Annotated in this window: 21 protein-coding genes; 12 read left to right on the top strand and 9 right to left on the bottom strand. The window is 70.6% G+C overall.

The annotated features are described in order from the left end of the window. Positions 1-14: 14 nt before the first annotated feature. Positions 15-1,265 carry an ornithine--oxo-acid transaminase gene (gene rocD, locus ACP7BI_RS02725; protein WP_425843582.1) on the top strand — a complete coding sequence of 417 codons (1,251 nt, stop codon included), beginning with the start codon at positions 15-17 and terminating at the stop codon, positions 1,263-1,265. A 12-nt stretch (positions 1,266-1,277) separates the two neighbouring features. On the opposite strand, the gene ACP7BI_RS02730 is transcribed toward rocD, so the two are convergent. Further along, a complete protein-coding gene (locus tag ACP7BI_RS02730) occupies positions 1,278-1,793 on the bottom strand; it encodes a VOC family protein (protein WP_425843583.1) in 516 nt (171 codons plus the stop codon). Positions 1,794-1,902: 109 nt separating this feature from the next. Between ACP7BI_RS02730 and ACP7BI_RS02735 the strand changes: the two genes are divergently transcribed. Then, positions 1,903-2,742, top strand: coding sequence for a hypothetical protein (locus tag ACP7BI_RS02735; protein ID WP_425843584.1), 840 nt, complete (start codon positions 1,903-1,905; stop codon positions 2,740-2,742). Positions 2,743-2,787: 45 nt separating this feature from the next. On the opposite strand, the gene ACP7BI_RS02740 is transcribed toward ACP7BI_RS02735, so the two are convergent. After that, positions 2,788-3,687: a phosphodiesterase gene (locus tag ACP7BI_RS02740; RefSeq protein ID WP_425843585.1), complete on the bottom strand. Its 900-nt coding sequence runs from the start codon at positions 3,685-3,687 to the stop codon at positions 2,788-2,790. Between the two features lie 274 nt (positions 3,688-3,961). Here ACP7BI_RS02740 and ACP7BI_RS02745 point away from each other — a divergent pair, with 274 nt between their 5' ends. Continuing rightward, positions 3,962-5,545: a stealth family protein gene (locus ACP7BI_RS02745; protein ID WP_425844060.1), complete on the top strand. Its 1,584-nt coding sequence runs from the start codon at positions 3,962-3,964 to the stop codon at positions 5,543-5,545. A gap of 6 nt (positions 5,546-5,551) precedes the next feature. On the opposite strand, the gene rbsK is transcribed toward ACP7BI_RS02745, so the two are convergent. The 5 genes from rbsK to ACP7BI_RS02770 all read right to left on the bottom strand — a co-directional run bounded on the left by rbsK (position 5,552) and on the right by ACP7BI_RS02770 (position 10,931). Then, complete coding sequence (rbsK, locus tag ACP7BI_RS02750) at positions 5,552-6,487, bottom strand: ribokinase (protein WP_425844061.1); 936 nt, start codon at positions 6,485-6,487, stop codon at positions 5,552-5,554. Between the two features lie 5 nt (positions 6,488-6,492). Further along, entirely contained in the window at positions 6,493-8,499 is a 2,007-nt protein-coding gene (locus ACP7BI_RS02755) for a prolyl oligopeptidase family serine peptidase (protein ID WP_425843586.1), read from the bottom strand. A 30-nt stretch (positions 8,500-8,529) separates the two neighbouring features. Beyond that, on the bottom strand, positions 8,530-9,273 hold the full coding sequence (locus ACP7BI_RS02760) for an SDR family NAD(P)-dependent oxidoreductase (protein ID WP_425843587.1): 744 nt from the start codon (positions 9,271-9,273) through the stop codon (positions 8,530-8,532). Beyond that, entirely contained in the window at positions 9,270-10,124 is an 855-nt protein-coding gene (locus ACP7BI_RS02765; protein WP_425843588.1) for a fumarylacetoacetate hydrolase family protein, read from the bottom strand. The genes ACP7BI_RS02760 and ACP7BI_RS02765 overlap by 4 nt, the downstream gene beginning before the upstream one ends. A gap of 108 nt (positions 10,125-10,232) precedes the next feature. After that, positions 10,233-10,931 carry a FadR/GntR family transcriptional regulator gene (locus ACP7BI_RS02770; RefSeq protein WP_425843589.1) on the bottom strand — a complete coding sequence of 233 codons (699 nt, stop codon included), beginning with the start codon at positions 10,929-10,931 and terminating at the stop codon, positions 10,233-10,235. A gap of 293 nt (positions 10,932-11,224) precedes the next feature. On the opposite strand from ACP7BI_RS02770, the gene ACP7BI_RS02775 reads away from it, so the two are divergent. The 9 genes from ACP7BI_RS02775 (at position 11,225) to ACP7BI_RS02815 (ending at position 20,944) form a co-directional block, all read left to right on the top strand. After that, positions 11,225-12,304: a fumarylacetoacetate hydrolase family protein gene (locus ACP7BI_RS02775; protein ID WP_425843590.1), complete on the top strand. Its 1,080-nt coding sequence runs from the start codon at positions 11,225-11,227 to the stop codon at positions 12,302-12,304. After that, positions 12,198-13,022: a GntR family transcriptional regulator gene (locus tag ACP7BI_RS02780; protein ID WP_425843591.1), complete on the top strand. Its 825-nt coding sequence runs from the start codon at positions 12,198-12,200 to the stop codon at positions 13,020-13,022. Before ACP7BI_RS02775 ends, ACP7BI_RS02780 begins: the two co-directional genes overlap by 107 nt. After that, on the top strand, positions 13,010-14,107 hold the full coding sequence (locus ACP7BI_RS02785; RefSeq protein ID WP_425843592.1) for a mandelate racemase/muconate lactonizing enzyme family protein: 1,098 nt from the start codon (positions 13,010-13,012) through the stop codon (positions 14,105-14,107). Before ACP7BI_RS02780 ends, ACP7BI_RS02785 begins: the two co-directional genes overlap by 13 nt. Next, the gene (locus ACP7BI_RS02790) at positions 14,104-15,216 is read left to right on the top strand and encodes an Ldh family oxidoreductase (RefSeq protein ID WP_425843593.1); all 1,113 of its coding nucleotides are present in this window, start codon (positions 14,104-14,106) and stop codon (positions 15,214-15,216) included. The genes ACP7BI_RS02785 and ACP7BI_RS02790 overlap by 4 nt, the downstream gene beginning before the upstream one ends. After that, positions 15,213-16,223, top strand: a complete 1,011-nt coding sequence (locus ACP7BI_RS02795) for a DctP family TRAP transporter solute-binding subunit (protein ID WP_425843594.1) — start codon at positions 15,213-15,215, stop codon at positions 16,221-16,223. Before ACP7BI_RS02790 ends, ACP7BI_RS02795 begins: the two co-directional genes overlap by 4 nt. Positions 16,224-16,288: 65 nt before the next feature. Continuing rightward, positions 16,289-16,771: a TRAP transporter small permease gene (locus ACP7BI_RS02800; protein WP_425843595.1), complete on the top strand. Its 483-nt coding sequence runs from the start codon at positions 16,289-16,291 to the stop codon at positions 16,769-16,771. Continuing rightward, positions 16,771-18,048 carry a TRAP transporter large permease gene (locus ACP7BI_RS02805; RefSeq protein ID WP_425843596.1) on the top strand — a complete coding sequence of 426 codons (1,278 nt, stop codon included), beginning with the start codon at positions 16,771-16,773 and terminating at the stop codon, positions 18,046-18,048. The genes ACP7BI_RS02800 and ACP7BI_RS02805 overlap by 1 nt, the downstream gene beginning before the upstream one ends. Before the next feature lie 27 nt (positions 18,049-18,075). Further along, a complete protein-coding gene (locus ACP7BI_RS02810; protein ID WP_425843597.1) occupies positions 18,076-19,419 on the top strand; it encodes an enolase C-terminal domain-like protein in 1,344 nt (447 codons plus the stop codon). A gap of 7 nt (positions 19,420-19,426) precedes the next feature. Continuing rightward, positions 19,427-20,944 (top strand): aldehyde dehydrogenase (NADP(+)), encoded by a 1,518-nt coding sequence (locus tag ACP7BI_RS02815; RefSeq protein ID WP_425844062.1) that lies wholly within the window; start codon positions 19,427-19,429, stop codon positions 20,942-20,944. Between the two features lie 167 nt (positions 20,945-21,111). Here ACP7BI_RS02815 and ACP7BI_RS02820 read toward each other — a convergent pair whose 3' ends face one another. Both ACP7BI_RS02820 and ACP7BI_RS02825 read right to left on the bottom strand, forming a co-directional pair. Then, positions 21,112-22,533, bottom strand: a complete 1,422-nt coding sequence (locus ACP7BI_RS02820) for a rhamnulokinase (protein ID WP_425843598.1) — start codon at positions 22,531-22,533, stop codon at positions 21,112-21,114. Continuing rightward, a complete protein-coding gene (locus ACP7BI_RS02825; protein ID WP_425843599.1) occupies positions 22,530-24,563 on the bottom strand; it encodes a bifunctional aldolase/short-chain dehydrogenase in 2,034 nt (677 codons plus the stop codon). Before ACP7BI_RS02825 ends, ACP7BI_RS02820 begins: the two co-directional genes overlap by 4 nt. Between the last annotated feature and the right edge of the window lie 31 nt (positions 24,564-24,594).

Here is a 24,594-nt window from a genome sequence, read left to right on the forward strand (position 1 = left end):
TGACGGAGGCGATCATGACCCAGACGACGACGGATGCAGTGAGCCGCACGACGCCGAGCCAGGCCACGCGCGACGCGATCGAGCAGGTCGAGGCGCACGCGGCGCACAACTACCACCCGCTGCCGGTCGTCGTGACCGAGGCGGAGGGCGCGTGGGTCACCGACGTCGACGGCCGCCGCTACCTCGACTGCCTCGCCGCCTACTCGGCGGTGAACTTCGGGCACGGCAACCCCCGGCTGCTCGCCGTCGCGCACGCGCAGCTCGACCGCGTGACGCTCACGAGCCGCGCCTTCCACTCCGCCGCGCTCGGTCCGTTCGTCGAGGCGCTCGCGGCGCTCGCCGGCAAGGACATGGTGCTGCCGATGAACACGGGCGCCGAGGCGGTGGAGTCGGCGATCAAGGTCGCGCGCCGCTGGGCCTACGAGGTGAAGGGCGTGCCGGCGGGCGAGGCCGAGATCATCGTGATGGAGGGCAACTTCCACGGCCGCACGACGACGATCGTCTCGTTCTCGGACGACCCGGATGCGACCACGGGCTACGCGCCGTTCACGCCCGGCTTCGTTCGCGTGCCGTTCGGCGACGCCGCGGCGCTCGAGGCCGCGATCACCCCGTGCACCGCGGCGGTGCTGCTCGAGCCCATCCAGGGCGAGGCTGGCATCAAGATGCCGCCGGCCGGCTACCTGCAGCGCGTGCGCGACATCACCTCGCGCGAGCGCGTGCTCTTCATCGCCGACGAGATCCAGTCGGGGCTCGGCCGCACGGGAGCGACGTTCCAGTGCGACAACGAGGGCGTCGTGCCCGACGTCTACCTGCTGGGCAAGGCGCTCGGCGGCGGCGTCGTGCCGGTGTCGGCGGTCGTCGCCGATGCCGACGTGCTCGGCGTGCTGACGCCCGGCTCGCACGGCTCGACGTTCGGCGGCAACCCGCTCGCAGCGGCGGTCGGGCTCGAGGTCGTGCGGATGCTCTCCGAGGGAGCGATGCAGGCTCGCGCCCGCGAGCTCGGCGAGCGCTTGCACGCGGGCCTCGCCGAGCTCGTCGGCCACGGGGTCACCGAGGTGCGCGGCGTGGGCCTGTGGGCAGGGATCGACATCCATCCCGCGGTCGGCACCGCGCGCGACGTGTGCGTGCGGCTGCTCGAGCGCGGCGTGCTCGCGAAGGACACGCACGGGCAGACGGTGCGGCTCGCGCCCCCGATCGTCATCGAGGAATCCGACCTCGACCTGCTCGTCGCCGCGTTCCGCGAGGCCGTCAGCGCATCGCGCTGACGCCCGCGCGGGTCACGGCTCCGGCGTCGCGCCCATCGGGTCGACAGCCTCGGCGGCGCCGTCCGCATCGGCCGGCTCGATGCGCTCGCCCGCGCCGTCGGCGGCCTCGGCGAACGCCGACGTGCCGTCGGAGAGCGTCTCGGCGATGATGCCGAAGCAGTTCCCGTCCGGGTCGCGGAGGTAGGCGACCCGGCCGATGCCGCGGAGGTCCTCCGCCGGCACCGCCTCGCTCCCGCCGAGCTCGACCGCCCGCGCGACCGAGGCATCCGCGTCGTCGACGCCGATCACGACGTTGCAGCCGTTGACGGGGGCATCCGCAGCGGGAGCGGGCCCCTCCCGGAGCGCGAGGCCGCCGTTGATGCCCATGCCCGGCGCATCCAGCTGGATCGAGCCGTCGCCGGTCTCGATCGTCCAGTACGGCACGTCGCCGAACTGCTCGAAGCGCCACTCGAACAGGCCGCTGTAGAAGTCGATGAGCCGCTGGGGCTCGGAGGCGTAGATCTCGAAGTGCACGACGAGGCTGCTCATGCCGCGACGCTACGCGGTCGGCCCTGGCCGCACCAGGGCCGGCACCCGCCCAGCACTTGCCACGCGGGGTCAGCCTGCACGCATAGCAGAAGGGGAGTATGGTCGCGGGGTGGCTGAAAGCATCCTCCTCGGGCACGCACCCCGGCCGACCGACGGCGCGCAGCTCGCGAAGCGCATCCGCACCGTCGTGATCGCCGCCGAGCCCGCCGGCATCGCCTGCACGTCGATCATCGACGCCGAGCTCGACGGCGCCGACATCGCCAGGCTCCACCTCGACCTGACCGGCTTCATCCTCGCCGGCGAGGTCGACCGCGATCGCGCGCGGCTCGAGCCGCAAGGCGCCTCGGTGGGCTGGGAGTCAGCCGTGCTGCGCGACCTGCGCGTGCACGCGAGCCCCATGCACGTCTCGGGCGCCGACGTGACGCTCGACGCGCAGCTGACCGACGTGCCGTTCACCTGGATCGAGACCGATCTCGGCGAGCTCGCCGTCGACCTCGCCCGCCCGACGGCCGAGCGTCCGCTGCACGGGCACGCGATGGTGTCGGTGCCCAAGGCGCAGATCGGCAAGGCGGTGCTGGGGCTCGCCGAGTCGGCGCTGCTCGACCACGGCGTCTCGGTCTCGAAGCTCGAGCTCGACGTCGAGTCGACCGGGCCGCGCGACCTGCGCATCGCCGTCGACGCGAAGGTGCGCAAGGGCCTGCTCGGCGCCTCGGTGCGCGGTACCGCGAGCGCGTCGATCGACGACCGCATGGGCGTGACGCTCTCGGACATCCAGGTCGACAGCGGCAACCCGCTCGTGTCGGCGATGCTCGGCGCGATGCGCGGCAAGATCCAGGCCTACGAGGGTCGGCGCATCGACCTCGCCTCCGAGCTGCCGACGGGCGTCAGCCTCGCCGACGTGCAGGTGCGCGTCACCGATGCCGTGACGATCGAGGCGCGGCTGGTCTAGCCGGGGATTCGACACGCCGGGGGCGCCGTCGGCGCCCGCAGCGGCTCAGCCGGCGGGGACGAGCGCCTCAGGCGCGAGCCGGAGCCCCGACGCCTCGAGGCGGCGCCGCGACTCGTCGGCGTCGATCCAGTCGAGGTGCGGGAACGCGCCGAGCGGCACGACCGAGTGGAGCACCGTCGTCGGGTAGACGTGCACGAGGTTGAAGGCGCGCGCGCCGTCGCGGCCGCGCGTGCCGCCGACCGGCACGTTGAGGTCCTGCGTGTAGCAGGTGGCGGAGGCGACCGACACGGGGATGCCGCCGAACGTCGCGGTCGAGGAGTAGTGCAGGTGGCCGGCGAGGATCGAGCGCACGTCGGTGCCGACGAGCGCCTCCTCGAGGTTGCGCTGGTCGCGCAGCTCGACGCTCGCGGCGAGCTCGAGCACGCTCGGCACGGGCGGGTGGTGCATCGCGAGGATGGTGCCGTGCGGCGCGGGCTCCGCGAGCTCGGCGCGCAGCCACTCGAGCTGCTCGTCGCCGACCTCGCCGTGGTGGCGGCCCGGCACCGTCGAGTCGAGCGTGATGATCCGCAGCCCGCCGACGTGCGTGACCGCGTCGATCGGCGCATCCGAGGGGGCCTCGCCGAGCAGCTCGGTGCGGAACGCCCGCCGCTCGTCGTGGTTGCCCATCACCCACACGACCTGCGCGCCGAGGTCCTCCGCGACGGGGTCGACGATCCGACGGAGGCGACGGTACGCATCCGCCTCACCGCGGTCGGCGAGGTCGCCGGTGAAGACGATCGCCTCGGGCCTCGCCCCCGATGCCTCGAACTCGTCGAAGAGGCGGCGGAGGTGGTCCTCGCTCGCGACGCGGTCGTAGAGGCGGCCGCCGCCGGCGAGGAGGTGGGTGTCGGAGATGTGGAGGAGGAAGTGGTCCGGCCGGGGGTGCTCGGCGGATCGGGTTGTCACGATTCGTCCTGTTCCAAGGTGTCGGCTCTTCATCGAACTTGCTCGGAGGCTAGTCCAGCGCACGCGCCCGAACGCGACGTGAACGCGGCGTGTACGAGGGAGAACACGCCGCTCCGGCACCGGATTCCGGGGAAGTACCATGGGATGTACCCCGAGGAGAGGAACGGCGCGCCCAGTGGCAGACGAGCACGAGCGGAAGGTCGACGACCCGGACAGCGTCTTCACGCCCGCCCGACCGGTCTCGCGCATCCGCGTCTCGGAGGCTCCCGAGCTCGTGGTGCTGCCCTCCGGCGGCCGCTTCAGCCGCTTCGATCGGGCCGACGTCGTGCTGCAGAAGGGGCGCTACGCGCTGCTGAGCGGCCACATGACGCCGCACGAGTCGATGGTCGAGGACCTCCTGGCGCTGCGCGATGCGCTCGACGGCGCCGACATCCCGTGCCTGCTCGTGCGCGACGACGACGGGCGGCCGATCGTCGCGGTCGACCGGGCGCTGCGCAAGCAGCTCGCGGCCGCGCTCGGCGAGGCGTTCGCCGAGGAGCCCTTCTACGCCGAGGCGATCGCACCCGAGAAGGCGCTCGGCTTCGGTGCGGTGCTGCTCGCCGACGGCCGCCTCGCCGGGCACCGCAAGGCTGGCGCCATGCGGGTCTACCGGCCGCGCGTCGCCCCCGCGGGCCGGTTGCGCTACGGCCGCGAGACGGCGGTGCAGCTCGAGCTCTGGCGCTTCGGCGACGAGACGCTCAAGGCGCCGCTGCCGAACGCGCTCATGCGCGCGACGATGCCCCGCAGCGAGGCGGTCGTCGACTCGGTGCTGCGCTACGGCCGCGAGTGGCAGACGATCCGCGACATGTGGGAGCCGCTCGCGAGCGATGTCCCGTTCGACATCGACGTGGTCTTCTCGTGGGTCGACGGCTCGAGCGACGAGTTCCAGCGCGAGCGCGCGAAGCGCATGCAGGCGTACGTCGTCGGCGAGGGCGACGACTCCGAGGCGCGCTTCCGGCAGATCGACGAGCTGAAGTACGCGCTGCGCTCGGTGCACATGCACGCCCCGTGGGTGCGCCGCATCTTCATCGCGACCGACTCGCCCGCGCCGGAGTGGCTCGCCGAGCACCCGATGGTGACGATCGTGCCGGCGGAGGCGATGTTCGCCGACCCCTCGGTGCTCCCGACCCACAACTCGCACGCGGTCGAGGCGCAGCTGCACCACATCGAGGGGCTCAGCGAGCACTTCCTCTACTCGAACGACGACATGTTCTTCGGGCGCCCGTTGAAGCCGGATGTGTTCTTCTCACCGGGCGGGATCACGAAGTTCGTCGAGGCCACGACCCGCATCGGCATGGGCGAGACGCACGCCAAGCGGTCGGGCCACGACAACGCGGCGCGCACGAACCGGCGGCTGCTGCGCGAGCGCTTCGGCGCCATCACGACCCGCCACCTCGAGCACTGCGCCGCGCCGCTGCGGCGGAGCGTCATGGCCGAGCTCGAGGCGGAGTTCCCGGAGGACTTCCGCCGCACGGCCGCGGCGCGCTTCCGCTCGGCGACCGACATCTCGGTGACGAACTCGCTCTACCACTACTACGCGCTCATGACCGGGCGGGCGGTGCAGCAGCGCGACGCGAAGGTGCAGTACATCGAGACGACGCTGAAGAAGGCGCTGCCGGCGATGCAGCGGCTGCTGAAGCGGCGTGATCAGGACATGTTCTGCCTCAACGACGGCTCGTTCCCCGAGATCTCGGTCGAGGAGCGCACGGCCGCGGTGCGGGAGTTCCTCGAGGCGTGCTTCCCGATCCCGGCGCCGTGGGAGCGGCAGGCCGTGGCTGCGGCCGACGCGCGTTCCGCGGCGGCGGCAGCGTCGAGCTGAGCCGCGTCAGCCGAGCAGCGCGTCGACCTCGCTCGCCGTCGGCACGCTCGACGAGCTGCCGCGGCGCGTGACGGTGATCGCGCCCGCGGCGCCGGCTCGGCGGATCGCCTCGTCGATCGGGAGGCCCCTGGCGATGGATGCTGCGAGGTGCCCCGCGTACGCGTCTCCTGCGGCCGTCGTGTCGACGACGTCGACCCGCAGCGCCTCGTGGAGCGTGACGGACTCCGCCGTCACGAGCACGCTGCCGTCGCCGCCCATCGTGATGAGCGCCGCGCCAGCGCCCTTCTCGAGGAACCAGCGCCCGGCGCGCTCGGCCGACTCGCGCGAGTCGACCTCGATGCCGGCGAGCAGGCTCGCCTCGGTCTCGTTGGGCTTGACGAGGTCGATGAGCGGCCAGATCGCGTCGTCGAGCGGCACCGCGGGCGCCGGGTCGAGGATGACCGTCATGCCGGCCTCGCGCGCGAGCCGGGCCGCGACGAGCGTCATCGCGAACGGCGTCTCGAGCTGCGTGAGCATGACGCGAGCTGTGCCGGCGAGCGCGGCGAACGCGCGCTCGAGCTGCGCCTCGTCGAGGGCCGCGTTCGCCTCCGGGATCACGACGATGTCGTTCTCGCCGCGCTCGACGACGCGGATGTGGGCGACGCCCGTGTGACCGGGCACGGTGCGCACGTGCTCGAGGTCGACGCCGGCCGCGCCGAGGCTCGACGTCACGAGCCCGGCGAACGCGTCGTCGCCGACGCATCCGACCATGTGCGTCGTCGCGCCCGCCCGCGCCGCGGCGACGGCTTGGTTCGCGCCCTTGCCGCCGAGCTGGAGCTCGAACGAGTCGCCCGTGAGCGTCTCGCCGGGCAGCGGCGCCCGGGGTGCGAACGCCGTCACGTCGACGTTGATCGAGCCGACGACGAGCACGCCGCCGGCCGCTGCGCCCGCCGCCTCGCCCATCGCGCTCACGCCAGCGCGTCCGGCACCGGCTCGGCGCCGAGCACGTGCTGGTCGCAGAAGCCGAGCACCGCCTCGTTCCACGTGCGCGCGTTCGAGGGCCGCAGCACCCAGTGGTTCTCGTCGGTGAACTGCAGGAAGCGGTGCGGCATCGACTCGGGGGAGCCCGGCCAGCCGGACACGAGGTCCCACCACAGCCGCAGGGCTTCGCTCACCGGCACGCGGTAGTCGCGGTTGCCGTGCGTGACGAGCATGGGGGTCGTGATGGCGGATGCGTGGTGGTGCGGCGAGTAGGCGCGGTACCAGTCGGGCAGCTCGTCGGCGTGGCCGTGCACGCGCACCTTCTGCGCCGCGGCATCCGTCGTCGCGTGCTGCTGGTCGAGCGCCCACAGCCCCGCGTGCGTCACGATCGCGCGGAACCGTTCGGTGTGCCCGGCGATCCAGTTGGTCATGTAGCCGCCGAACGAGCCGCCGAGCACCGCGGTGCGCTCCTCGTCGAGCCCCGCCCGCTCGAGCACGGCGTCGAGCAGCGTCTCGCACTCGCGCCAGACGACGTCGGCGAGGCGCGGCCAGCCGCGGTTGAGGTCCGCGTGACCGTAGCCGGTCGACATCGCCGGGTCGGGCAGCAGCACCGCGTAGCCCCGCGCGACCGCGAGCCACGGGTTCCAGCGCCAGCTCCATGCGTTGTAGGAGCCGTGCGGGCCGCCGTGGATCCAGAGCATGACGGGTGCGGGCTCGGCGGCGCTCGCGGCGTGCGGCGTGCAGAGCCAGCCGCCGACCGTCACGCCGTCGACGTCGGCCTCGACCCACTCGAGCGTTCCGGGCAGCTCGCCGATGCCGCCCGGCGCCGGGATGCTCGCCGAGCTGCCGTCCTCGAGCGAGATCCGCACGGGCGCCGCCGGCGTCGCCATGTCGGTGCGGAGCGCGAAGACCGCGCCAGCCTCGGCCGCTGGCGAGAGCGCCGCGTGCGGCGCGTCATCGACGAGCGTGCGCACGGCGCCCGTCGCGCCGTCGACGACGAGCACGGCACCGCGCGAGTGCAGGTCGCCCACGACGATCAGCGTCGACGCATCCGCCCACGCATAGTCGGTGACCGTGACGTCGCCGACCTCGACGGTCACGGGGTCGCCGCCGTCGAGCCGGTGCAGCTCGAGGAAGTCGTACGTCGTGTCGGTCGGCGTCGAGGTCGTCAGGCGCGTGACGGCGACGCGCGTGCCGTCGGGCGAGACGGCCGGGCTGCTCCACTGCTCGCCGGGCGTCGCGGGCAGCAACTCGCGCCGCTCGAGCGATGCGGTATCGATGAGCGCGATCGACGAGCGGGTCTCGCCGCCCGCGACGCGCTCGGTCCAGGTGGTGACGATCGCCGAGCCGTCGGGCACGAGGTCGGCGGATGCGTTCACGAGCGCGACCGTGTCGGCGTCGGGCGTGAGGTCGCGCAGCTCGCCGCTCGGGGAGACGAGCACGAGCCGGGGGCTCACGTCGCCGACCTCGTGGTCCCAGTAGCGGATGGGCATGCCGGTGTGCCAGATGCCCGTGCGCTTCGCGTCCTTGCGGGCCTTCCGACGCTCGGCGTCGTCGTCGAGCGAGCCGCCCGCGAGCACCTCGGTCGTCGCGAGCAGCGACCCGTCGTCGGCGACCGCGACGAGGCTGAGCCCGCCCGGCGCCGACGCGACGACGCTTGCCTCCCCTCGCTCGGGCAGGCGCCAGATCGCCGACACGTCCTCGTCGGCGCCGCCGGTCGGGTCCGGCCGCGCCGAGGAGAAGAGCAGCGAGCCGTCGGGCGCGAAGCGCGGCGCGCTCTCGCCCTTGTCCGACCACGTCAGCCGACGCGCGTCCTGCTCACCCGCGGGGTCGAGCTCCCAGAGCGACGAGACCATGCGCGAGCCGTGCTCGTCGGCCTGCGCGATCGCCGCCACGAGCCGCTCGCCGCTCGGCGAGGCCGCGAGCCCCGCGAGGCGCGGCAGCCGCAGCAGGCCGTCGATGTCGGTGAAGTCGTCGAAGCGCGCGGAGTCCATCCTCCGACGCTAGCGGCCGAGGGACAACAGCTAGTTCTTCGACCGCAGGCGCAGCGCCTGCATGCCGCCATCGACCGCGAGGCTCACGCCCGTGGTCGAGCCGGCGCGTGGGCTCGCGAGGTACGCCACCGCGTGGGCGATCTCGCTGGGAGAAACGAGCCGGCCGTGCGGCTGGCGCGCTTCCAGCTGCGACCGTTCATGGACGGGGTCCGCAGCGGCCGAGAGCAGGCGGCCCACCCACGGGGTGTCCGCTGTTCCTGGGCTCACTGCGTTGACGCGAATGCCATCGTCCAGGTGGTCGGCAGCCATCGCTCTCGTCAGGCTGAGCACAGCCCCCTTCGACGCCGAGTACAGCGCGCGCTGAGGCAAGCCTGCCGTAGCGGCGATCGAGGACGTGTTCACGATCGCGGCCGCATTCGACCGGCGCAGGTAGGGCAACGCAGCGCGCGTGACGCGCATGATGCCGACGACGTTGATGTCCCATACTCGGTGCCATTCGGCCTCGTCGTTGACGTCGATCGTGCCCTCGGCGCCGATGCCCGCATTGTTCACCACAATGTCGATTCCGCCCAGCTCACGCGCTGCGCGGTCGACGGCGGATCGCACCGCCGCGTCGTCCGCGATGTCGCATGGGATCCCGAGATGCCGCTCGCCCGGCTTGACATCCAGCACCGCCACCCCGGCGCCGCGCGCAGCGAGCTCTTCCGCGATGGCGGCACCGAGACCGCTGCCACCGCCAGTGACGATCGCGGCCAGCCCCTCGTACTCGCTCACGCGGCTGCTCCCACTGCGGTCACGCGGTGCTGCTGCGTGCCGACGCCCTCGATCTCGACCTCGACGACATCGCCGTCGCGCAGGTAGGGGAAGCGGCCTGACAGGGCGACGCCCTCCGGGGTCCCGGTCAGCACGAGGTCCCCCGGATCGAGGCGCATGTAGCGGCTGAGGTCGAGCACCACGGCCGCGACGTCGAAGATGAGGTCAGCCGTCGAGGAGTCCTGCCTCGGCTCACCGTTCACCCGGCTGCGCAGACGCAGGTTCCCGAGATCGAGCTCGTCGGCTGTGACCAGCTCGGGCCCAAGCGGAGTCGATCCAGGAGCGCACTTGCCTTTCGACCACTGACCGCCTGAGGCTTCCAACTGCCATGCGCGCTCGGAGAGGTCATCCGCGACCGTTGCGCCGACGATGCAGGCAGCGGCCTCCTCGCGGGAGGCAAGGTTCCAAGCGGTTCGGCCGATGACGATGGCGAGCTCGACTTCCCAATCCATCTTGAGCGCGTGCGCCGGCAACGGGACGTCATCGTTCGGCCCCACGACGGTGTTCGGATGCTTGAGGAAGACGACCGGTTGCTCGGGCGGTGCACTCCCGGACTCGGCGGCGTGCGCCGCGTAGTTCATGCCGACGCAGACCACGGCGCCCGGCCGCGCGATGGGCGCGCCGACGCGTCGGCCAACACGTTCCACTTCCGGCAGCGAACCCTCTCCGAGGGCCGCGCGCACGCGGTCGAGGTCGCGCTCCAGGAACACCCCATCGATGTCTTCCGTGATGGCGCGGAGATCATACGCCCGATCGCCGACCAGGACGACGGGCACCTCCTCGCCGGTCCTGCCCAGGCGTGCCAGCCGCATCGCAACTCCTTCGTCAACTCCCCCGTACCGAACATCCGAGGTCTGTGACCGATTGTAAGCGCGAGTGAGTCCATCTAGGGATTTGGGCGCTAAACATCGGATTAAGGGTCACCGCAGGGCGGCACTGACATCACGAGCGGCTGCGTCCAGCAACCAGCGCTCGACGCCGGCGATGTGCACCGTCATGGCGGCGCGAGCGAGCTCGGCGTCACCTGCGGCGATGGCATCGACGATCCGCGCATGCTCGAGCAGAGTGCGTTCGACCGCGTGCTCTTGCGTGAGGCCCCGCCACACGCGAGCGCGAGCGGTCCGATCGGACATCGTCTCCAGCACGCTGACGAGGTAAGCATTTCCGGTGGCTTCGGCGATCATCCGGTGAAGGGCAGTGTCGTGCGGCACGAGCACATCGCTCGCCGTCCGTTCGTCGACAAGCGCCAGGTGGGCCTGCATTCTTTCCGCCTGCACTTCGTCGCGCCGCAGCGCGGCGAGCGCCGCAGCCGCCGGCTCGATCATCCGACGCACCTCGAACACGCCGAGGACCGCACGTGACGCGTGGAAGTCGAGCACAAACGACATCGCTTCGAGCAGCAGGTGCGGTTCGAGGCTCGTGACGTACGTGCCGTCGCCTCGCCGCACATCGAGCACCCGCATCGCCTCCAGGGCCTTAACGGCTTCTCGCATCGACGATCGAGAGAGTCCTAGTTGCGCTGCTAGCTCCGCCTCGGGCGGGAGTCGGTCGCCGGGTCGCAAGCGCCCCTGCTGCAACATCTGCTTCACCTTCGAGATGGCGTCGTCTGTGACAGTCACGCCGTCACTCTACGGAGCGAGTGATCCACGAACGAGCGGTTCGCACCGCGGCGTCGCGCCGTGCAGCCGCATTGCATCTGCTCGGCTTTCGTGCTTTGCTGTGGCTCGGTGAACCTATAGGCTTTGCGTGTTCCATGTAGGAAACGAAGGTTGAGACGACGATGTCCAAGGTCAGAGCGGTGGAGCCGGCGAGCCACGACTGGAGCCGACGCCCCGTCGCCCACGCGCTCCCGGCCGCACCCGGAACCTTCGTGGGTCGTGTCTGGGATCCCGTCCGCTCGGTCCCTGTCCCCGTGCTCATCGCAGGCTCGGCCGTCCACGATCTGCTGCCGATCGCAAGCACCGTGGCGGATCTGCTCGAACGCGTAGACGTGCTGCAGCTCCTGGAGGAAGCTCGCGCGGCTTCGCCGAGGTGGCATGTCGAAGACCTCCGCTGGGAGGGCGATGGAAGCGGACCCAGCTTGCTGGCCCCGATCGACCTCCAGGTCGTCAAGGCCTGCGGCGTGACGTTCGCCGGCTCGATGCTCGAACGCGTGATCGAGGAGCGCTGTATGGGTGACGCGACGCGTGCCGCAGACGTGCGTGCGGAGCTCGCCGACGCGCTTGGCACGGAGCTCGCGGACGTCAAGCCGGGAGGACCGGAAGCCGAGCGCGTGCGGCGGGAGCTGCTGGAGCGGGGCTGGTGGTCGCAATACCTGGAGGTGGGCATTGGGCGGGACCCTGAAGTCTTTACCAAGGCCCCGCTGCTCTCGGCCGTCGGCTCGGGCGGCGCGATCGGGATCCCCGACTTCTCGTCTTGGAACAACCCAGAGCCGGAGCTCGTGCTCATCGTCCGATCGACGGGCGAGATCGTGGGCGCCACGCTCGGCAACGACGTCAACCTCCGCGACGTCGAGGGTCGCAGCGCCCTGCTGCTGGGCAAGGCTAAGGACAACAACCGGTCGACCGCGATCGGGCCCGTGATCCGGCTCTTCGACGAGACCTTCACGGTCGACGATGCGCGGCAAGTCGAGATCAGCCTCGAGGTGTGCGGCACCGATGGCTACTGGCTCGAGGGCGTCAACGATGTCTCCGCGCTCAGCCGTTCGTTCGAGGCGCTCGTCGAGGCAACTGCGGGTCGCCATCACCAGTACCCGGATGGCTTCGCGCTGTTCACGGGCACGCTCTTCGCCCCGACGCAAGACCGGGACGAGTCGGGCCACGGCTTCACCCACCGCATGGGCGATCAGGTGCAGATCAGAGCGGAGGAGCTTGGGTCGCTCTGGAATGTGGTCGGACGCACCGAGGATCTTCCGCCATGGGATTACGGCATCAGAAGCCTCTGGTCGGACCTCTCTCGACTCCGAAAGGAGGCGCACCTTGAAGCGCGCTGAGCCGAATCCCCGGCCGTCCGCCGCGGCAACGGTATACGAGCGCATCCGGCACCTCATCCTCACCAACACCATCCCCCCTGACTCCAAGCTCAACATCGACGGGCTCGCCCGCGAGCTCGGCGTCTCGCAGACGCCGGTCCGCGAGGCGCTGCAGCGCCTCGAGGGCGATCGGCTGGTCCTGGCGAAGCAGACGCGCGGCTATTGGACGAGCCCGCTGCTCGACGAGGACGGCCTCGATCACTTGTTCGAGGTGCGTCTGCTCATCGAGCCGTGGGCGGCGGGTGCCGCGGCGGTGGACCGCGCCTCGAACCCGGGTTTGTGGCTGACCCGGGAGATCGAGCGCTTCGAGCTCGACGATGGCGATGGACTCCCTGGCGAAGCGCTCGTGCGTCACGACACGGCGTTCCACATGGCGATCATCGAAGCGGTTGGCAATCCATTCCTGGCGGAAGCGTTCGAGCGGACGCACGCACACCTACACCTCTTCCGCCTCTACACCGATGACATGGACTCGTCCGTGACGATCGAGGAGCATCGCATCATCGCGGACGCGATCGCGCGCAGCGACGCGCGAGCCGCGACGACGGCGATGCGAACGCACCTCTTCTCCGCGCTCCACCGCTTCGGGCGAGGGCTCGGCGGCTCCGCATCCAACTCGCAGCTGCACTCGATCACCTCGAGCGTGCTCGGGCTCGAGCGTCCGGAGTGTGCACGTTGACCCGCATAACGTCGGCGTCGGCTCGCCTCGTCGTCATCCCGGCCGCGACGGAGCGCACGGACGCCATCCAAGCCTTCGCTGCGCAGGAGACACCCTTCGTGGAGATCGCGACGGCCGACGGGTTCGTGGGGCGCGGCTACAGCTACACGATCGGCACGGGCGGATCGGCGGTCATGGCGCTGTTGCGCGATGTGATGCTCCCACGGCTCATCGGCGAGGACAGTCGCAAGATCGAGCACGTCTGGTCGATGCTCCGCGCATCGACTCGCTCGACCACCCCAGGAACTCTCACTGCGCTCGCGCTCGCGGCGGTCGACATTGCCCTCTGGGACATCTCAGCGCAGCGCTCACAGCAGCCCCTCGCGCTCGCGGCTGGCGGTCACCGCACGAGTACGCCGGTCTACGACACCGAGCACGGTTGGCTCCACATCCCGACCGACGAGCTGGTCGATGGGATGCGCTCGATTGCCGATGCGGGATGGACGGCGGGCAAGGTCAAGGTGGGGAAGCCGACTCTGGCCGAAGACCTGGAGCGTCTGACTGCCGTGCGCGAGGCGGTCGGCGACGACTTCACGCTCATGGTCGACGCCAACCAGGGCTTCACCCGTTCTGAGGCCATGCGACGAGCGCGAGCCTTCGAAGAGCTCGGTGTCGCGTGGCTCGAGGAGCCTCTCCCGGCAGACGACGTCCAAGGCCACGCGATGCTCGCCCGACAGACGAGCATTCCTATCGCGGTTGGGGAGACCCTAACGACGATCGGGCAGTGCGCCGAATACCTTGCTGGGGGCGCCGCAAGCGTCATGCAGGTGGATGCGGCACGCATCGGAGGCATCACTCCGTGGCTGAAGGTCGCGCACCTCGCTGAGGCTCTCAACGTCTCGATCGCGCCGCACTTCCTTATGGAGCTGCATGTGAGCCTGGCCGCCGCCGTGCCGGCCGGGACCTGGGTGGAGCACATCCCGCAGCTGGGTGCCGTCACGAGTGGACAGGTCCTCCTCGAGCACGGGCGGGCGCATGCACCGGACTTCCCCGGCCTCGGCATCTCCTGGGACCTGGACAAGATCGAAGGGCTGACAGTCGCATGACCACTGCAGACGTCTTGAGACTCGACCTCGCGCACGCGCGTACCGTCGCGGTCGAGCTGCTCGAAGCCGTGGGCGCTCAACCCGATCACGCGCGCGCAACCGTCGACAACCTGCTGTTCGCCGACTGCAGCGGCATCGCGTCGCACGGCCTGCTCCGCCTGCCGCTGTACGCCAAGGCAGTCATTGCCGGCGGCATCAACGTCGCCCCGCGAATGCGCTGGGAAGCCGAGAGTGTCGGGGCTGGCCTCCTCGATGCCGACGCCGCGTTCGGTCAGGTCGCCATGGAGGAGGCCCTGCGGTGGATTGAAGCGCAGCGCGGTCGCGCATCCACGGTCACGGTCGCGGTGCAGTCGAGCTCGCACTTCGGCGCTGGCGGCTACTGGACGCGTCGCCTCGCGGAGGCCGGCTGGCTCGCGATCGGCGTCTCCTCCACGGGGCCCACCGTCGCGCCCTTCGGAGCCACCCGGAAGGTGCTCGGCACGAACCCCCTGTCGATCAGCCTGCCGGCTGGCGCAGAGGAGCCCCTCACCGCGGACCTCGCGACCAGCTCCGGCGCCTACGGCAAGGTCATTGGCGCCCGCAACGCCGGCACGTCGATCCCGGAGGGCTGGGCGGTCGACGCGGAGGGCAACTCGACGACCGACCCTGAGGCGGCGATGGCCGGCGCCCTCACCGCGTTCGGTGGTCACAAGGGCTCCGCGATCGCGGTCATGCTCGAAGGCCTGTCGGTCGTGCTCGGTGAAGCCAGCTTCGCCTTCGAGACCGAGGACATCTGGTCGAACCCCGGCTCGCGCATGAACGTCGGGCACATGATCATCGCGATCGATCCGGGCGCCTTCGTCAGCAGCGCATCGACGGCGGAGCGGGTGCAGAAGCTGCGCGACGCCGTGCGCGGAGCAGGTGAGGCGGTCATGGCACCAGGCGACCCCGAACAGCGGGCACGCGCCGAGCGCAGCAAGTGGATCCCCCTAGCGCGCAGCACCGTCGACGCGATCGACAGCATGGCTGTGTCCGTCGGCGTGCCCGGCCTCGCCGCTCACTCCGACATCTCTCACCCCGACATCTCTCACCCCGACAGCACCGTGGATACAAAGGAGCATCAACGATGACGCAGAAGCGAATCGGCACGGCCATCGCGGCCGCGGCCGCACTCACCCTCACCCTCAGCGCGTGCGTGAGCACGGAGGCCCCCGCTCGGACCGGCGACGCCGCCCCTGAGGGTGCCATCGAGCTTCGGCTCTCGCATGTCTATGAGGGCACTCATCCCGTAGAGACCTGCGGAGTGCCCGCCCTCAACGCCGCGCTCGAGGGATCGGGCGTGCACATCAACTCGTTCCCCGCGGCGCAGCTCGGCAGCGAGGCCGAGAGCCTCGAGCAGGTCGCGTCCGGCAGCTTGGAGCTCGCTGTCGCCGGGCCGTCGTTCCTCGGCGTATGGGAGCCGGATGTGGCGCTGTTCGACGCTCCGTACCTGTTCCGGGACGTCGACCACTTCGAGGAGACGCTGAACGGGCCGATCGCGGATGAGATCTTCGCCTCCCTCAAGGACGAGTCCGGCCTGGACGTGCTCGGCACCTGGTACTACGGGACACGTCACGTCACCTCCAATTCCCCGGTCATGACCTCAGCGGACCTGCAAGGCAAGAAGCTGCGGGCTGCTGACGCCCCCCTGTACCTCACGATGGCCAACATCATGGGCGGGTCCGCTACTCCGATGGCGCTGTCCGAGGCGTACATGGCACTGCAGCAGGGCACCATCGACGCGCAGGAGAACCCCATCCCGACCATCGCGAGCCAGCGCTTCTACGAGGTGCAGAACCATCTGAACCTCACAGGACACATGATTCAGGGCGTCATGTTCGTCGGCAGCGACGCGTCCCTCGCCGCGCTCGACGACGAGCAGCGCGCCGCGTTGGAGACTGCTACCGCAACCGCGGCGAGCGCCGTCCGCGGCTGTATCGAGGATGAAGAGGAGTCGTACGTCGCTGAGTGGCGCGAGTCCGGCGCGATTGAGGTCAACGACCAGGTCGACGTCGAGCACTTCCGCGCCCGCGCGACCGAGCTGATCCCCGACAGCTTCGAGTGGGGCGACCTCTACCTTCAGATCCGGGAAGGCTAATGGAACGGTTGGAACCGGGCGACGAGCGCTACCTCGAGTCACGCTCCGTACCGTACCGATTGCTTGTGGGGTCGGAGTTCGGACTCGGCCTGGTGCTGCTCGTTGGGCTATTGAGCCTCGTGATCTTGCAGGTCATGTCTCGCTACGTTTTCGCGTCGCCGTTCAGCTGGACCGAAGAGCTCGCGCGCTTCGTGTTCATCTGGATGGTGTTCGCGGGCGCAGCGTTCGTGACCGCGCGCCGCCGGCACATCGCGGTGCAGCTGTACGGCGGAGGTCGGACCGGCAAGGTCGTGGGGGTCGTGGAGGCAATAGCGACGGTGATCGTCATCGCGACTGCCGTCGCCATGGCCATTGGCGCGGCCGAGCTCATGCAGGCGACCGCACGGCTCACCTCACCCGGCACGAACGTTTCGCTGCCGGTCGTCTATGCCTCGGCAGTCGTCGGGTTCGCGCTCATCGCATTCCACTCGGTCTGCAACCTCTACCTCACCATTCGCTACCCGAGCCAGTTCGCCGGCTCCATCGACATCGAGAAGGGCGGCATCTGATGGTGATCCTGTGGATGCTCATCGGTCTCATCGCCATGCTGGTGCTGCGCGTGCCCGTCGCGATCGCCCTTCTGGCGCCCTGCCTCATCTACGTCGTGGCGGACCCATCGGCGACGTTCGAGGTGGCGGCGCAGCAGACGATCTCCGGATTGAACTCGTTCCCGCTGCTAGCCGTGCCGCTGTTCATCATGCTCGGAAACGTTGCGAACGTCAGCGGGATCTCCGACCGACTGTTCAACGCCGCGACAGCCTTGATCGGGACCGTTCGCGGAAGTCTCGGCTATGTCAACGTGGCCACCAGCTTTGGGTTCGCCTGGATGAGCGGTGCCGCGATCAGCGATGCCGCGGCTCTCGGGCGCGTGCAGGTCCCGGCGATGATCAAGCGGGGCTACAGCGACAAGTTCTCGGTGGGCATCACCGCCGCGTCTTCGCTGATCGCCCCGATCCTGCCGCCCTCGATCCCCGCGATCATCTATGCAGTTACGGCGGGTCTCTCGGTCGGTGCACTCTTCATCGCTGGCATCGTGCCCGCGTTGCTGGTGGTCCTGGCGCTCTGCATCATGGTGTGGGTCACGACGCGCAAGCGCGACGACCTCCGGCTGGAGCCGGTCCGCGGCAGGGAGCGCTGGATGCCTGTGCTCGGCGCCCTGCCTGGCTTGGGGGCGGGCATCGTGGTGCTGGGCGGCATCCTCGGCGGCATCTTCACACCGACCGAGGCGGCGGGCATCGGGGTGCTCTACATGTTCATCCTCGCGGCGGCGTACCGACGGATGAATACGACGAACATCCTCTACGTGCTCCGCACGACGTTGGAGACGAGCGGTGCCGTGCTGCTCATCGTCGGAGCGGCGTCGCTGTTCGGGTGGGTGCTCGCTCGGGAGCAGGCGCCCCAGAAAGCCGCCGAGCTCATCCTGAGCCTGACGACCAACCCGATCGTCTTCCTGATCCTGCTGAACATCCTTCTGCTGATCGTCGGTGCCGTGCTCGAGCCCACCGCGGCGATCCTGATCCTCGTCCCGGTCCTCGCGCCGGTCGCTACGCAGTACGGCCTGGATCCGCTGCACGTCGCATCGGTCATCATCTTCAACCTCATGATCGGCTTGCTGACGCCTCCGGTGGGGCTCGTGCTCTTCGTGCTGTCGAGCGTGACCGACCTGCCGGTGTCGAAGGTTATCCAGGGTGTCGTGCCTTTCTTCGTCCCGATGTTGGCAGTGCTGGCGCTCATCACCTTCTTCCCCTTCTTCACCACCTGGCTACCCGGCGTCATCGCGCCGTAGCCGACACCTCGAGAGGAACACCGAACTGTGGCAAAGATCATCGCGATCGAGACCAGCGATGTCCGCTTCCCGACGTCGCTCGAACTCGATGGCTCCGACGCCGTCAATGTCGATCCCGACTACTCGGCCGCGTACGTCCGCGTCCGCGCCGAGGACGGCGAGACTGGGCACGGGCTCGTCTTCACAGCCGGGCGAGGCAACGAGATCGTCGTCGCCGCGATCGAGTCGTACGGGCATCTGCTCCTGGGCCGTGAGCTGGACGACTTGGTCGGCGACCTCGGCGCGGCGGCACGACTCCTCGTGCACGACTCGCAGCTGCGCTGGCTGGGCCCGGAGAAGGGCGTCACGCAGATGGCGGCGGGTGCCTTGATCACCGCTCTGTGGGACGTCGCGGCGCGGCGGGCGGGAAAGCCGCTGTGGCGCTTCATGGCAGAGCTCACCCCCGAGCAGCTCGTGGCCGCGATCGACTTCACCCACATCTCGGACGCGCTGAGCCCGGACGAAGCACTGCAGATCCTGCGCGAGGGCCAGGTCGGCAAGGAGGAGCGAATCACCGAGCTCGAGCGGGAGGGGTACCCGGCCTACACAACGTCGCCAGGCTGGCTGGGGTACTCGGACGAGAAGCTTGTGCGACTGAGTCACGAGGCGGTGGTTGACGGCTTCGGCATGATCAAGCTCAAGGTCGGCGGGAACCTCGAGGACGATCGCCGCAGGCTCGCGCTTGTGCGGGAGGCGCTGGGCGCCGACTTCCCTGTGGCGATCGACGCCAACCAGCGGTGGGACGTGCCCGAGGCAATCGAATGGCTGCAGCAGCTCGCTGAGTTCGAACCGTGGTGGATTGAGGAGGCGACTAGCACCGACGACGTGCTCGGCCACGCGCGCATCCGCGAGGCCATCAAGCCCATGCGTGTCGCCACGGGCGAGGCGGTGCAGAGCCGCATCATCTTCAAGCAGCTGCTGCAGGCGGGCGGCATCGACTTCCTCCAGCTCGACTCGACGCGGGTCGCCGGCGTCAGCGAGAACCTCGCGGTCCTACTCCTGGCGAAAAAGTTCGGCGTGCCCGTGTGCCCGCACGCCGGCGGTGTCGGGCTCTGCGAGCTCGTGCAGCACTTCTCGTTCTTCGACTTCGCGGTGGTCTCGACGACCAAGGACAGCCGCATGATCGAGTTCGTCGACCACCTCCACGAGCATTTCGCCGAGCCGGTGCGCATCGAGCGCGGCCGCTATCAGGCACCTCGGCTCCCCGGCGCTGGGGCCGAGATGCTCGATGCATCTGTCGAGCGTTGGACATTCCCCGAGGGAGAGGGCTGGCGCGAGATCGGCGACCGGGCCGCGGTGACGGGCGCATCGCTCGAGTTCGACCGCCGCTGACGGACGCATCGAGGGTGAGGAGAGAGCAATGACTGCAGCAGCAACCGAAATCGACACCGACACGATCGCTCAGCGCGCCGCAGACGCGGCCACCCCATTCGCCGGGGTGCCGTCGAAAGAGCGTGCGTCGGCGCTCGTCTCGGTGGCGGACGCGCTCGATGCGGCCGCAGGCGAACTCATCTCGATCGCCATGCGCGAGACGGGTCTCGGCGAACCGCGCCTGCGCGGCGAGATGCGTCGTACGACTGCGCAGTTGCGCCTCTTCGCCGAGGTCGTCGTCGAGGGTGCATACCTCGGCGCGACGATCGACTCGGCGGACGCCGACTACGCGCCCGGCCCGCGACCCGAGCTGCGCCGCATGCTCGAGCCGGTCGGCCCGGTGCTCAACTTCGCGGCGAGCAACTTCCCCTTCGCATTCTCCGTCGCGGGCGGCGACAGCGCTGCTGCACTCGCCGCAGGCTGCCCGCTCATCGTGAAGGCACACTCAGGACACGCCGAGCTGTCTGCCGCGACGGCGAAGGTCGTCGAAGCAGCGCTCCGCAATGCGGGCATGCCTGAAGGGTCTTTCCAGCTCGTCTCCGGCCAGCAGCACGGCGTCGAGCTGCTGCAGGACGAGCGCGTGCGCGCCGCCTCCTTCACCGGCTCGGGTCGCGTCGGCCGGATGTTGGCCGACATCGCCGCCGCCAGGCCGCGCCCGATCCCCTTCTTCGGAGAGCTCGGGAGCGTCAACCCCGCCTACGCCACGGCAGGAGCGGTCGCATCGGATAGCGGGCTGCTCGCGGCGTACGTCGGCAGCGTCTGCGGCTCTGCAGGTCAGTTGTGCACCAAGCCCGGCTTCCTCTTCGTCCCCGACGGCACTGACGTTTCCGCTGTCGCGGAGGCCGCCGCCGCCGTCGGCGAGCACCGGCTGCTGAACCCGGGCATCGGATCCGCCTACGAGGCGCGCCGTGCCGCTGTGATGGGCTCGCCCGGGATCGAGGTGCTGGCCACGGGTGACGTGCGCGTCGACGACGAGGGGCACGTGTGGGCGACCCCCACGATCGTGGCTGTTGATGTTGCCGACCTCGACGCTGCGGGCGAGACCGTGCTCGACGAATCGTTCGGGCCGCTCAGCGTGCTCGTCCGCTATCGGTCTCTCGAAGCACTGCCGTCGCTGCATGAGCGGCTCTTCCCGGGCAACCTCACCTCGACCCTCCATGCGCTCGAGAGCGAATCCGCGGCGATCGCCCCGCTCGTACGCGCGCTCGCGGCCACAAGCGGCCGGGTCTTGTATGGCGGTTGGCCCACCGGCGTCGCGGTCACCGCGGCCATGCAGCACGGCGGACCCTACCCGGCCACGACCACCGACGATACGAGCGTAGGCACGGCCGCGATCTCGCGTTTCCTCCGGGGGGTCGCCTACCAGAGCCTGCCGGAGGCGCTCCTGCCGCCGCCGCTGCAGGACTCGAACCCGTGGAACGTTCCTCAGCGCCGCAGCGCTGCTGGCCTCTCACAGGGTTGGGGCTCCCTCACGGGGACCTACTGATCGTTCAGCGCTCACCGAGGTTGCGCAGCGAGATGTCGGAAGGCGTGCCGCGGCAGCCGCGGCCTGACCGACTGCGAGGGCGCGATCGATGGCTCTGCGACGGGCAGACGTGCCACGCGACTGCCGCTGTCGGCCCAGCCAAGGAGAAGAGGGACGCTGCGGGGCTCTCAGCGGGCGCGCGGCAGGTACTCGACGAGCTCGTGCGCCGCGCGCACGAGGGCCCGCAGCTCCTCGAGGGTCGCGGGCGCGGCGCCGAGCGCGCGCGCCTGCACGAGCACATTGCCGATCGCCGACGCCTCAACGGGGCCGGCGACGACCGGCAGCCCCGTGTGGTCGGCGGTGAGCTGGCACAGCAGCGCGTTCCGCGCTCCGCCGCCCACGACGTGCACGCGCTCGATCGCCTGCCCGCTGATCGCGGCCGCGTCCCGCAGCGCCCGGGCATAGCCCTCGGCAAGAGACTCGAGGATGCAGCGCACGACCTCCGCCCTGCCCTGCGGCGGCCGCTGCCCGCGCTCCTCGAACCACGAGCGGATGCGCGCGGGCATGTCGCCGGGCGGGTAGAAGGCGTCGTCGGTCGGGTCGAAGACGGGCACGGCCCAGTCGACCGCCGCGGCCGCAGCGAGCAGCTCGGGCAGGCCGAGCCGCTCGCCCGCCGCCTGCCACGTGCGCACCGACTCGCTCAGGATCCACAGGCCCATGACGTTCTTGAGGAAGCGCGTGCGGCCGTCGACGCCGCCCTCGTTCGTGAACGACGCGTCGAGCGCCGCGGGCGTCGCGATCGGCGCGGCCGTCTCGATGCCGACGAGCGACCACGTGCCGCTCGAGACGTAGGCGCCGCCCGGTTCCATCGGCACGGCGACGACGGCGGATGCGGTGTCGTGCGAACCGACGGCGAACACGTCGGGCGCGCCCTCGATCCCGTAGTGGGAGCGCGTCGCGGCGTCGATCGGGCCGATGCGCGTGCCGGGGTCGACGACCTCCGCGAGCAGCGACGGCGGGATGCCGAGCATCCCCATGAGCTCGGTGTCCCACTGCTCGTCGAGCCGCATGAGCCCGCTCGTCGACACGTTGGTGCGCTCGGCGACCATGCGACCGGTCATCCAGTAGCCGAACAGGTCGGGGAGCATGAGCATCCGGTCGGCGACCTCGAGGAGGCCTCGCTCGCGGTCGACCATGAGCTGGTTGATCGTCGTGAACGGCATGCGCTGCAAGCCGCAGCGGGCGTAGAGCTCGGGCTGCGCGATGACCCGGTCGACGAGCTCGAGCCCGCGCGCCGTGCGGTCGTCGCGGTAGGAGAAGGGGATGCCGAGCAGGCTGCCCCGCCGCAGCAGCGCGTAGTCGACCGCCCACGAGTCGACCGCGACCGACGCGAGCGACGCATCCCCGTGCATCCGCGACGCCGCCGCGACGCCGCGCATCGCCTCGTCGTAGAGCGAGGGCACGCTCCAGTGGAGGCCGTCGCCGATGCGCACCGGCCGGTTCTCGAAGCGCGCGACCTCCTCGAGCCGCAGGGTGGCGGGGCCGACCTCGGCCCGCACCACCCGACCGCTCGTCGCGCCGAGGTCGACCGCCGCGACCGTCGCCGTCATCGCAGGAACGCGGCCGCCACACCGGAGTCGACGGGCACGTGCAGGCCGGTCGTGTGGCTGAGCTCCGAACCCGTGAGCGCCGCGACGGCGTTCGCGACGTGCTCGGGGAGCACCTCGCGGCCGAGCAGCGTGCGGCCGGCGTAGTACTTGCCGAGCTCCTCCTCCTTCACCCCGTAGACCTTCGCGCGCGAGGCGCCCCAGCCGGAGGCGAAGATGCCCGAGCCGCGCACGACCCCGTCGGGGTTGATGCCGTTGACGCGCACGCCGTACTGGCCGAGCTCGGCCGCGAGCAGCCGCACCTGGTGCGCCTGGTCAGCCTTCGTCGCCGAGTACGCGATGTTGTTCGGACCGGCGAAGACCGCGTTCTTCGAGGAGATGTAGACGATGTCGCCGCCGAGGCCCTGGTCGATGAGCGCCTTCGCCGCCGCGCGCGAGACGAGGAACGAGCCCTTCGCCATCACATCATGCTGGAGGTCCCAGTCGGCCTCGGTGGTCTCCAGCAGCGACTTCGACAGCGACAGCCCGGCGTTGTTGACGACGAGGTCGAGGCCGCCGAACGCGAGCAGCGCCGCGTCGACCGCCGCCTGCACCTCACCGGCGCGCGTGACGTCGCACCGCACGCCGATCGCGACGTCGGTCGAGCCGAGCTCCGCCGCGGCGGCCTTGGCCTTCTCGAGGTCGAGGTCGGCGATCACGACGCACGCGCCCTCGGCGGCGAGCCGGGTGGCGATCGCCTTGCCGATGCCGCTCGCGGCGCCGGTGACGAGCGCGATGCGGCCGGCGTGCGAGCGCGGCTTCGGCATCCGCTGCAGCTTCGCCTCCTCGAGCGACCAGTACTCGATGCGGAACTTCTCGGCGTCCGAGATGGGCTCGTAGCGCGAAATCGCCTCGGCGCCGCGCATGACGTTGATCGCGTTCGTGTAGAACTCGCCCGCCACGCGCGCGGTCTGCTTGTCCTTGCCGAACGAGAACATCCCGATGCCCGGCACGAGCACGATCGCCGGGTCGGCGCCGCGCATCGCGGGCGACTCGGGTGTCGCGTGCGCCTCGTAGTAGGCGGCGTAGTCGGCGCGGTACGCCTCGTGCAGCTCGCCGAGCCGCTCGATGGCGCGCTCGAGCGGCGCGTCGGCGGGGAGGTCGAGCACGAGCGGCTTGACCTTCGTGCGCAGGAAGTGGTCGGGGCACGAGGTGCCGAGCGCCGCGAGCCGCGGGTGCTCGGCGCGCGCGAGGAAGTCGGTGACGACCTCCGCGTCGCTGAAGTGGCCGACCATCGGGCGGTCGGTCGAGGCGATCGCGCGGATGTGCGGGGCGAGCGCCGCCGCGCGCGCGCGTCGCTCGGTCTCGGGCAGGGCGGCGTAGCCGTCGAGCTCGGCGCCGAACGGCTCGGGTCGGCCGTGCTGCTCGATGTACTCGGCGGCGGTGCGGATGATCCAGAGTGAGTTCCGCTCCGACTCCTCGCTCGAGCGTCCCCATGCCGTGATGCCGTGCCCGCCCAGGATGCAGCCGACCGCATCCGGGTTCGCGCGCTGGATGTCGCGGATGTCGAGCCCGAGCTGGAAGCCGGGGCGGCGCCACGGCACCCACACGACCCTGTCGCCGAAGATGCGCCGCGTGAGCTCCTCGCCGTCGACCGCCGTGGCGATCGCGATGCCGGAGTCGGGGTGCAGGTGGTCGACGTGCGGCGCCTCGACGAGCGCGTGCATCGACGTGTCGATCGACGGCGCGGCGCCGCCGCGGCCGTGGAGGCAGTAGTCGAACGCGGCGACCATCTCGTCCTCGCGCTCGACGCCGGGGTAGACGTCGACGAGGCCGAGCACGCGGTCGAGGCGCAGCACGGCGAGGCCAGCCTCCGTGAGCGTGCCGAGGTCGCCGCCGGAGCCCTTGACCCACAGGAGCTCGACGGGCTCGCCCGTCGCGGGGTCGATGCCGGTGCCCTTCGCCGACGTGTTGCCGCCGGCGTAGTTCGTGTTGCGGGGATCGCTGCCGAGTGCGTTGCTGCGCGCGAGCAGGTCGCTGACTGCCTGGTTCATGTCGTCTCCGTCGTCTCGGGGGTCGGCGCGG

The sequence above is a fragment of the Agrococcus sp. TSP3-2-1 genome, from assembly GCF_049897585.1.
GTDB lineage: Bacteria > Actinomycetota > Actinomycetes > Actinomycetales > Microbacteriaceae > Agrococcus.

Bases quoted from the DNA above. Each gene is read 5' to 3' on its own strand.
- rocD (WP_425843582.1), top strand. From the start codon at position 15: ATGACCCAGACGACGACGGATGCAGTGAGCCGCACGACGCCGAGCCAG.
- ACP7BI_RS02730 (WP_425843583.1), bottom strand. From the start codon at position 1,793: ATGAGCAGCCTCGTCGTGCACTTCGAGATCTACGCCTCCGAGCCCCAG.
- rbsK (WP_425844061.1), bottom strand. From the start codon at position 6,487: ATGGGCGAGGCGGCGGGCGCAGCGGCCGGCGGCGTGCTCGTCGTCGGC.
- ACP7BI_RS02755 (WP_425843586.1), bottom strand. From the start codon at position 8,499: ATGGACTCCGCGCGCTTCGACGACTTCACCGACATCGACGGCCTGCTG.
- ACP7BI_RS02765 (WP_425843588.1), bottom strand. From the start codon at position 10,124: ATGCGGCTGGCACGCCTGGGCAGGACCGGCGAGGAGGTGCCCGTCGTC.
- ACP7BI_RS02780 (WP_425843591.1), top strand. From the start codon at position 12,198: ATGTGGTCGGACGCACCGAGGATCTTCCGCCATGGGATTACGGCATCA.
- ACP7BI_RS02790 (WP_425843593.1), top strand. From the start codon at position 14,104: ATGACCACTGCAGACGTCTTGAGACTCGACCTCGCGCACGCGCGTACC.
- ACP7BI_RS02795 (WP_425843594.1), top strand. From the start codon at position 15,213: ATGACGCAGAAGCGAATCGGCACGGCCATCGCGGCCGCGGCCGCACTC.
- ACP7BI_RS02805 (WP_425843596.1), top strand. From the start codon at position 16,771: ATGGTGATCCTGTGGATGCTCATCGGTCTCATCGCCATGCTGGTGCTG.
- ACP7BI_RS02820 (WP_425843598.1), bottom strand. From the start codon at position 22,533: ATGACGGCGACGGTCGCGGCGGTCGACCTCGGCGCGACGAGCGGTCGG.
- ACP7BI_RS02825 (WP_425843599.1), bottom strand. From the start codon at position 24,563: ATGAACCAGGCAGTCAGCGACCTGCTCGCGCGCAGCAACGCACTCGGC.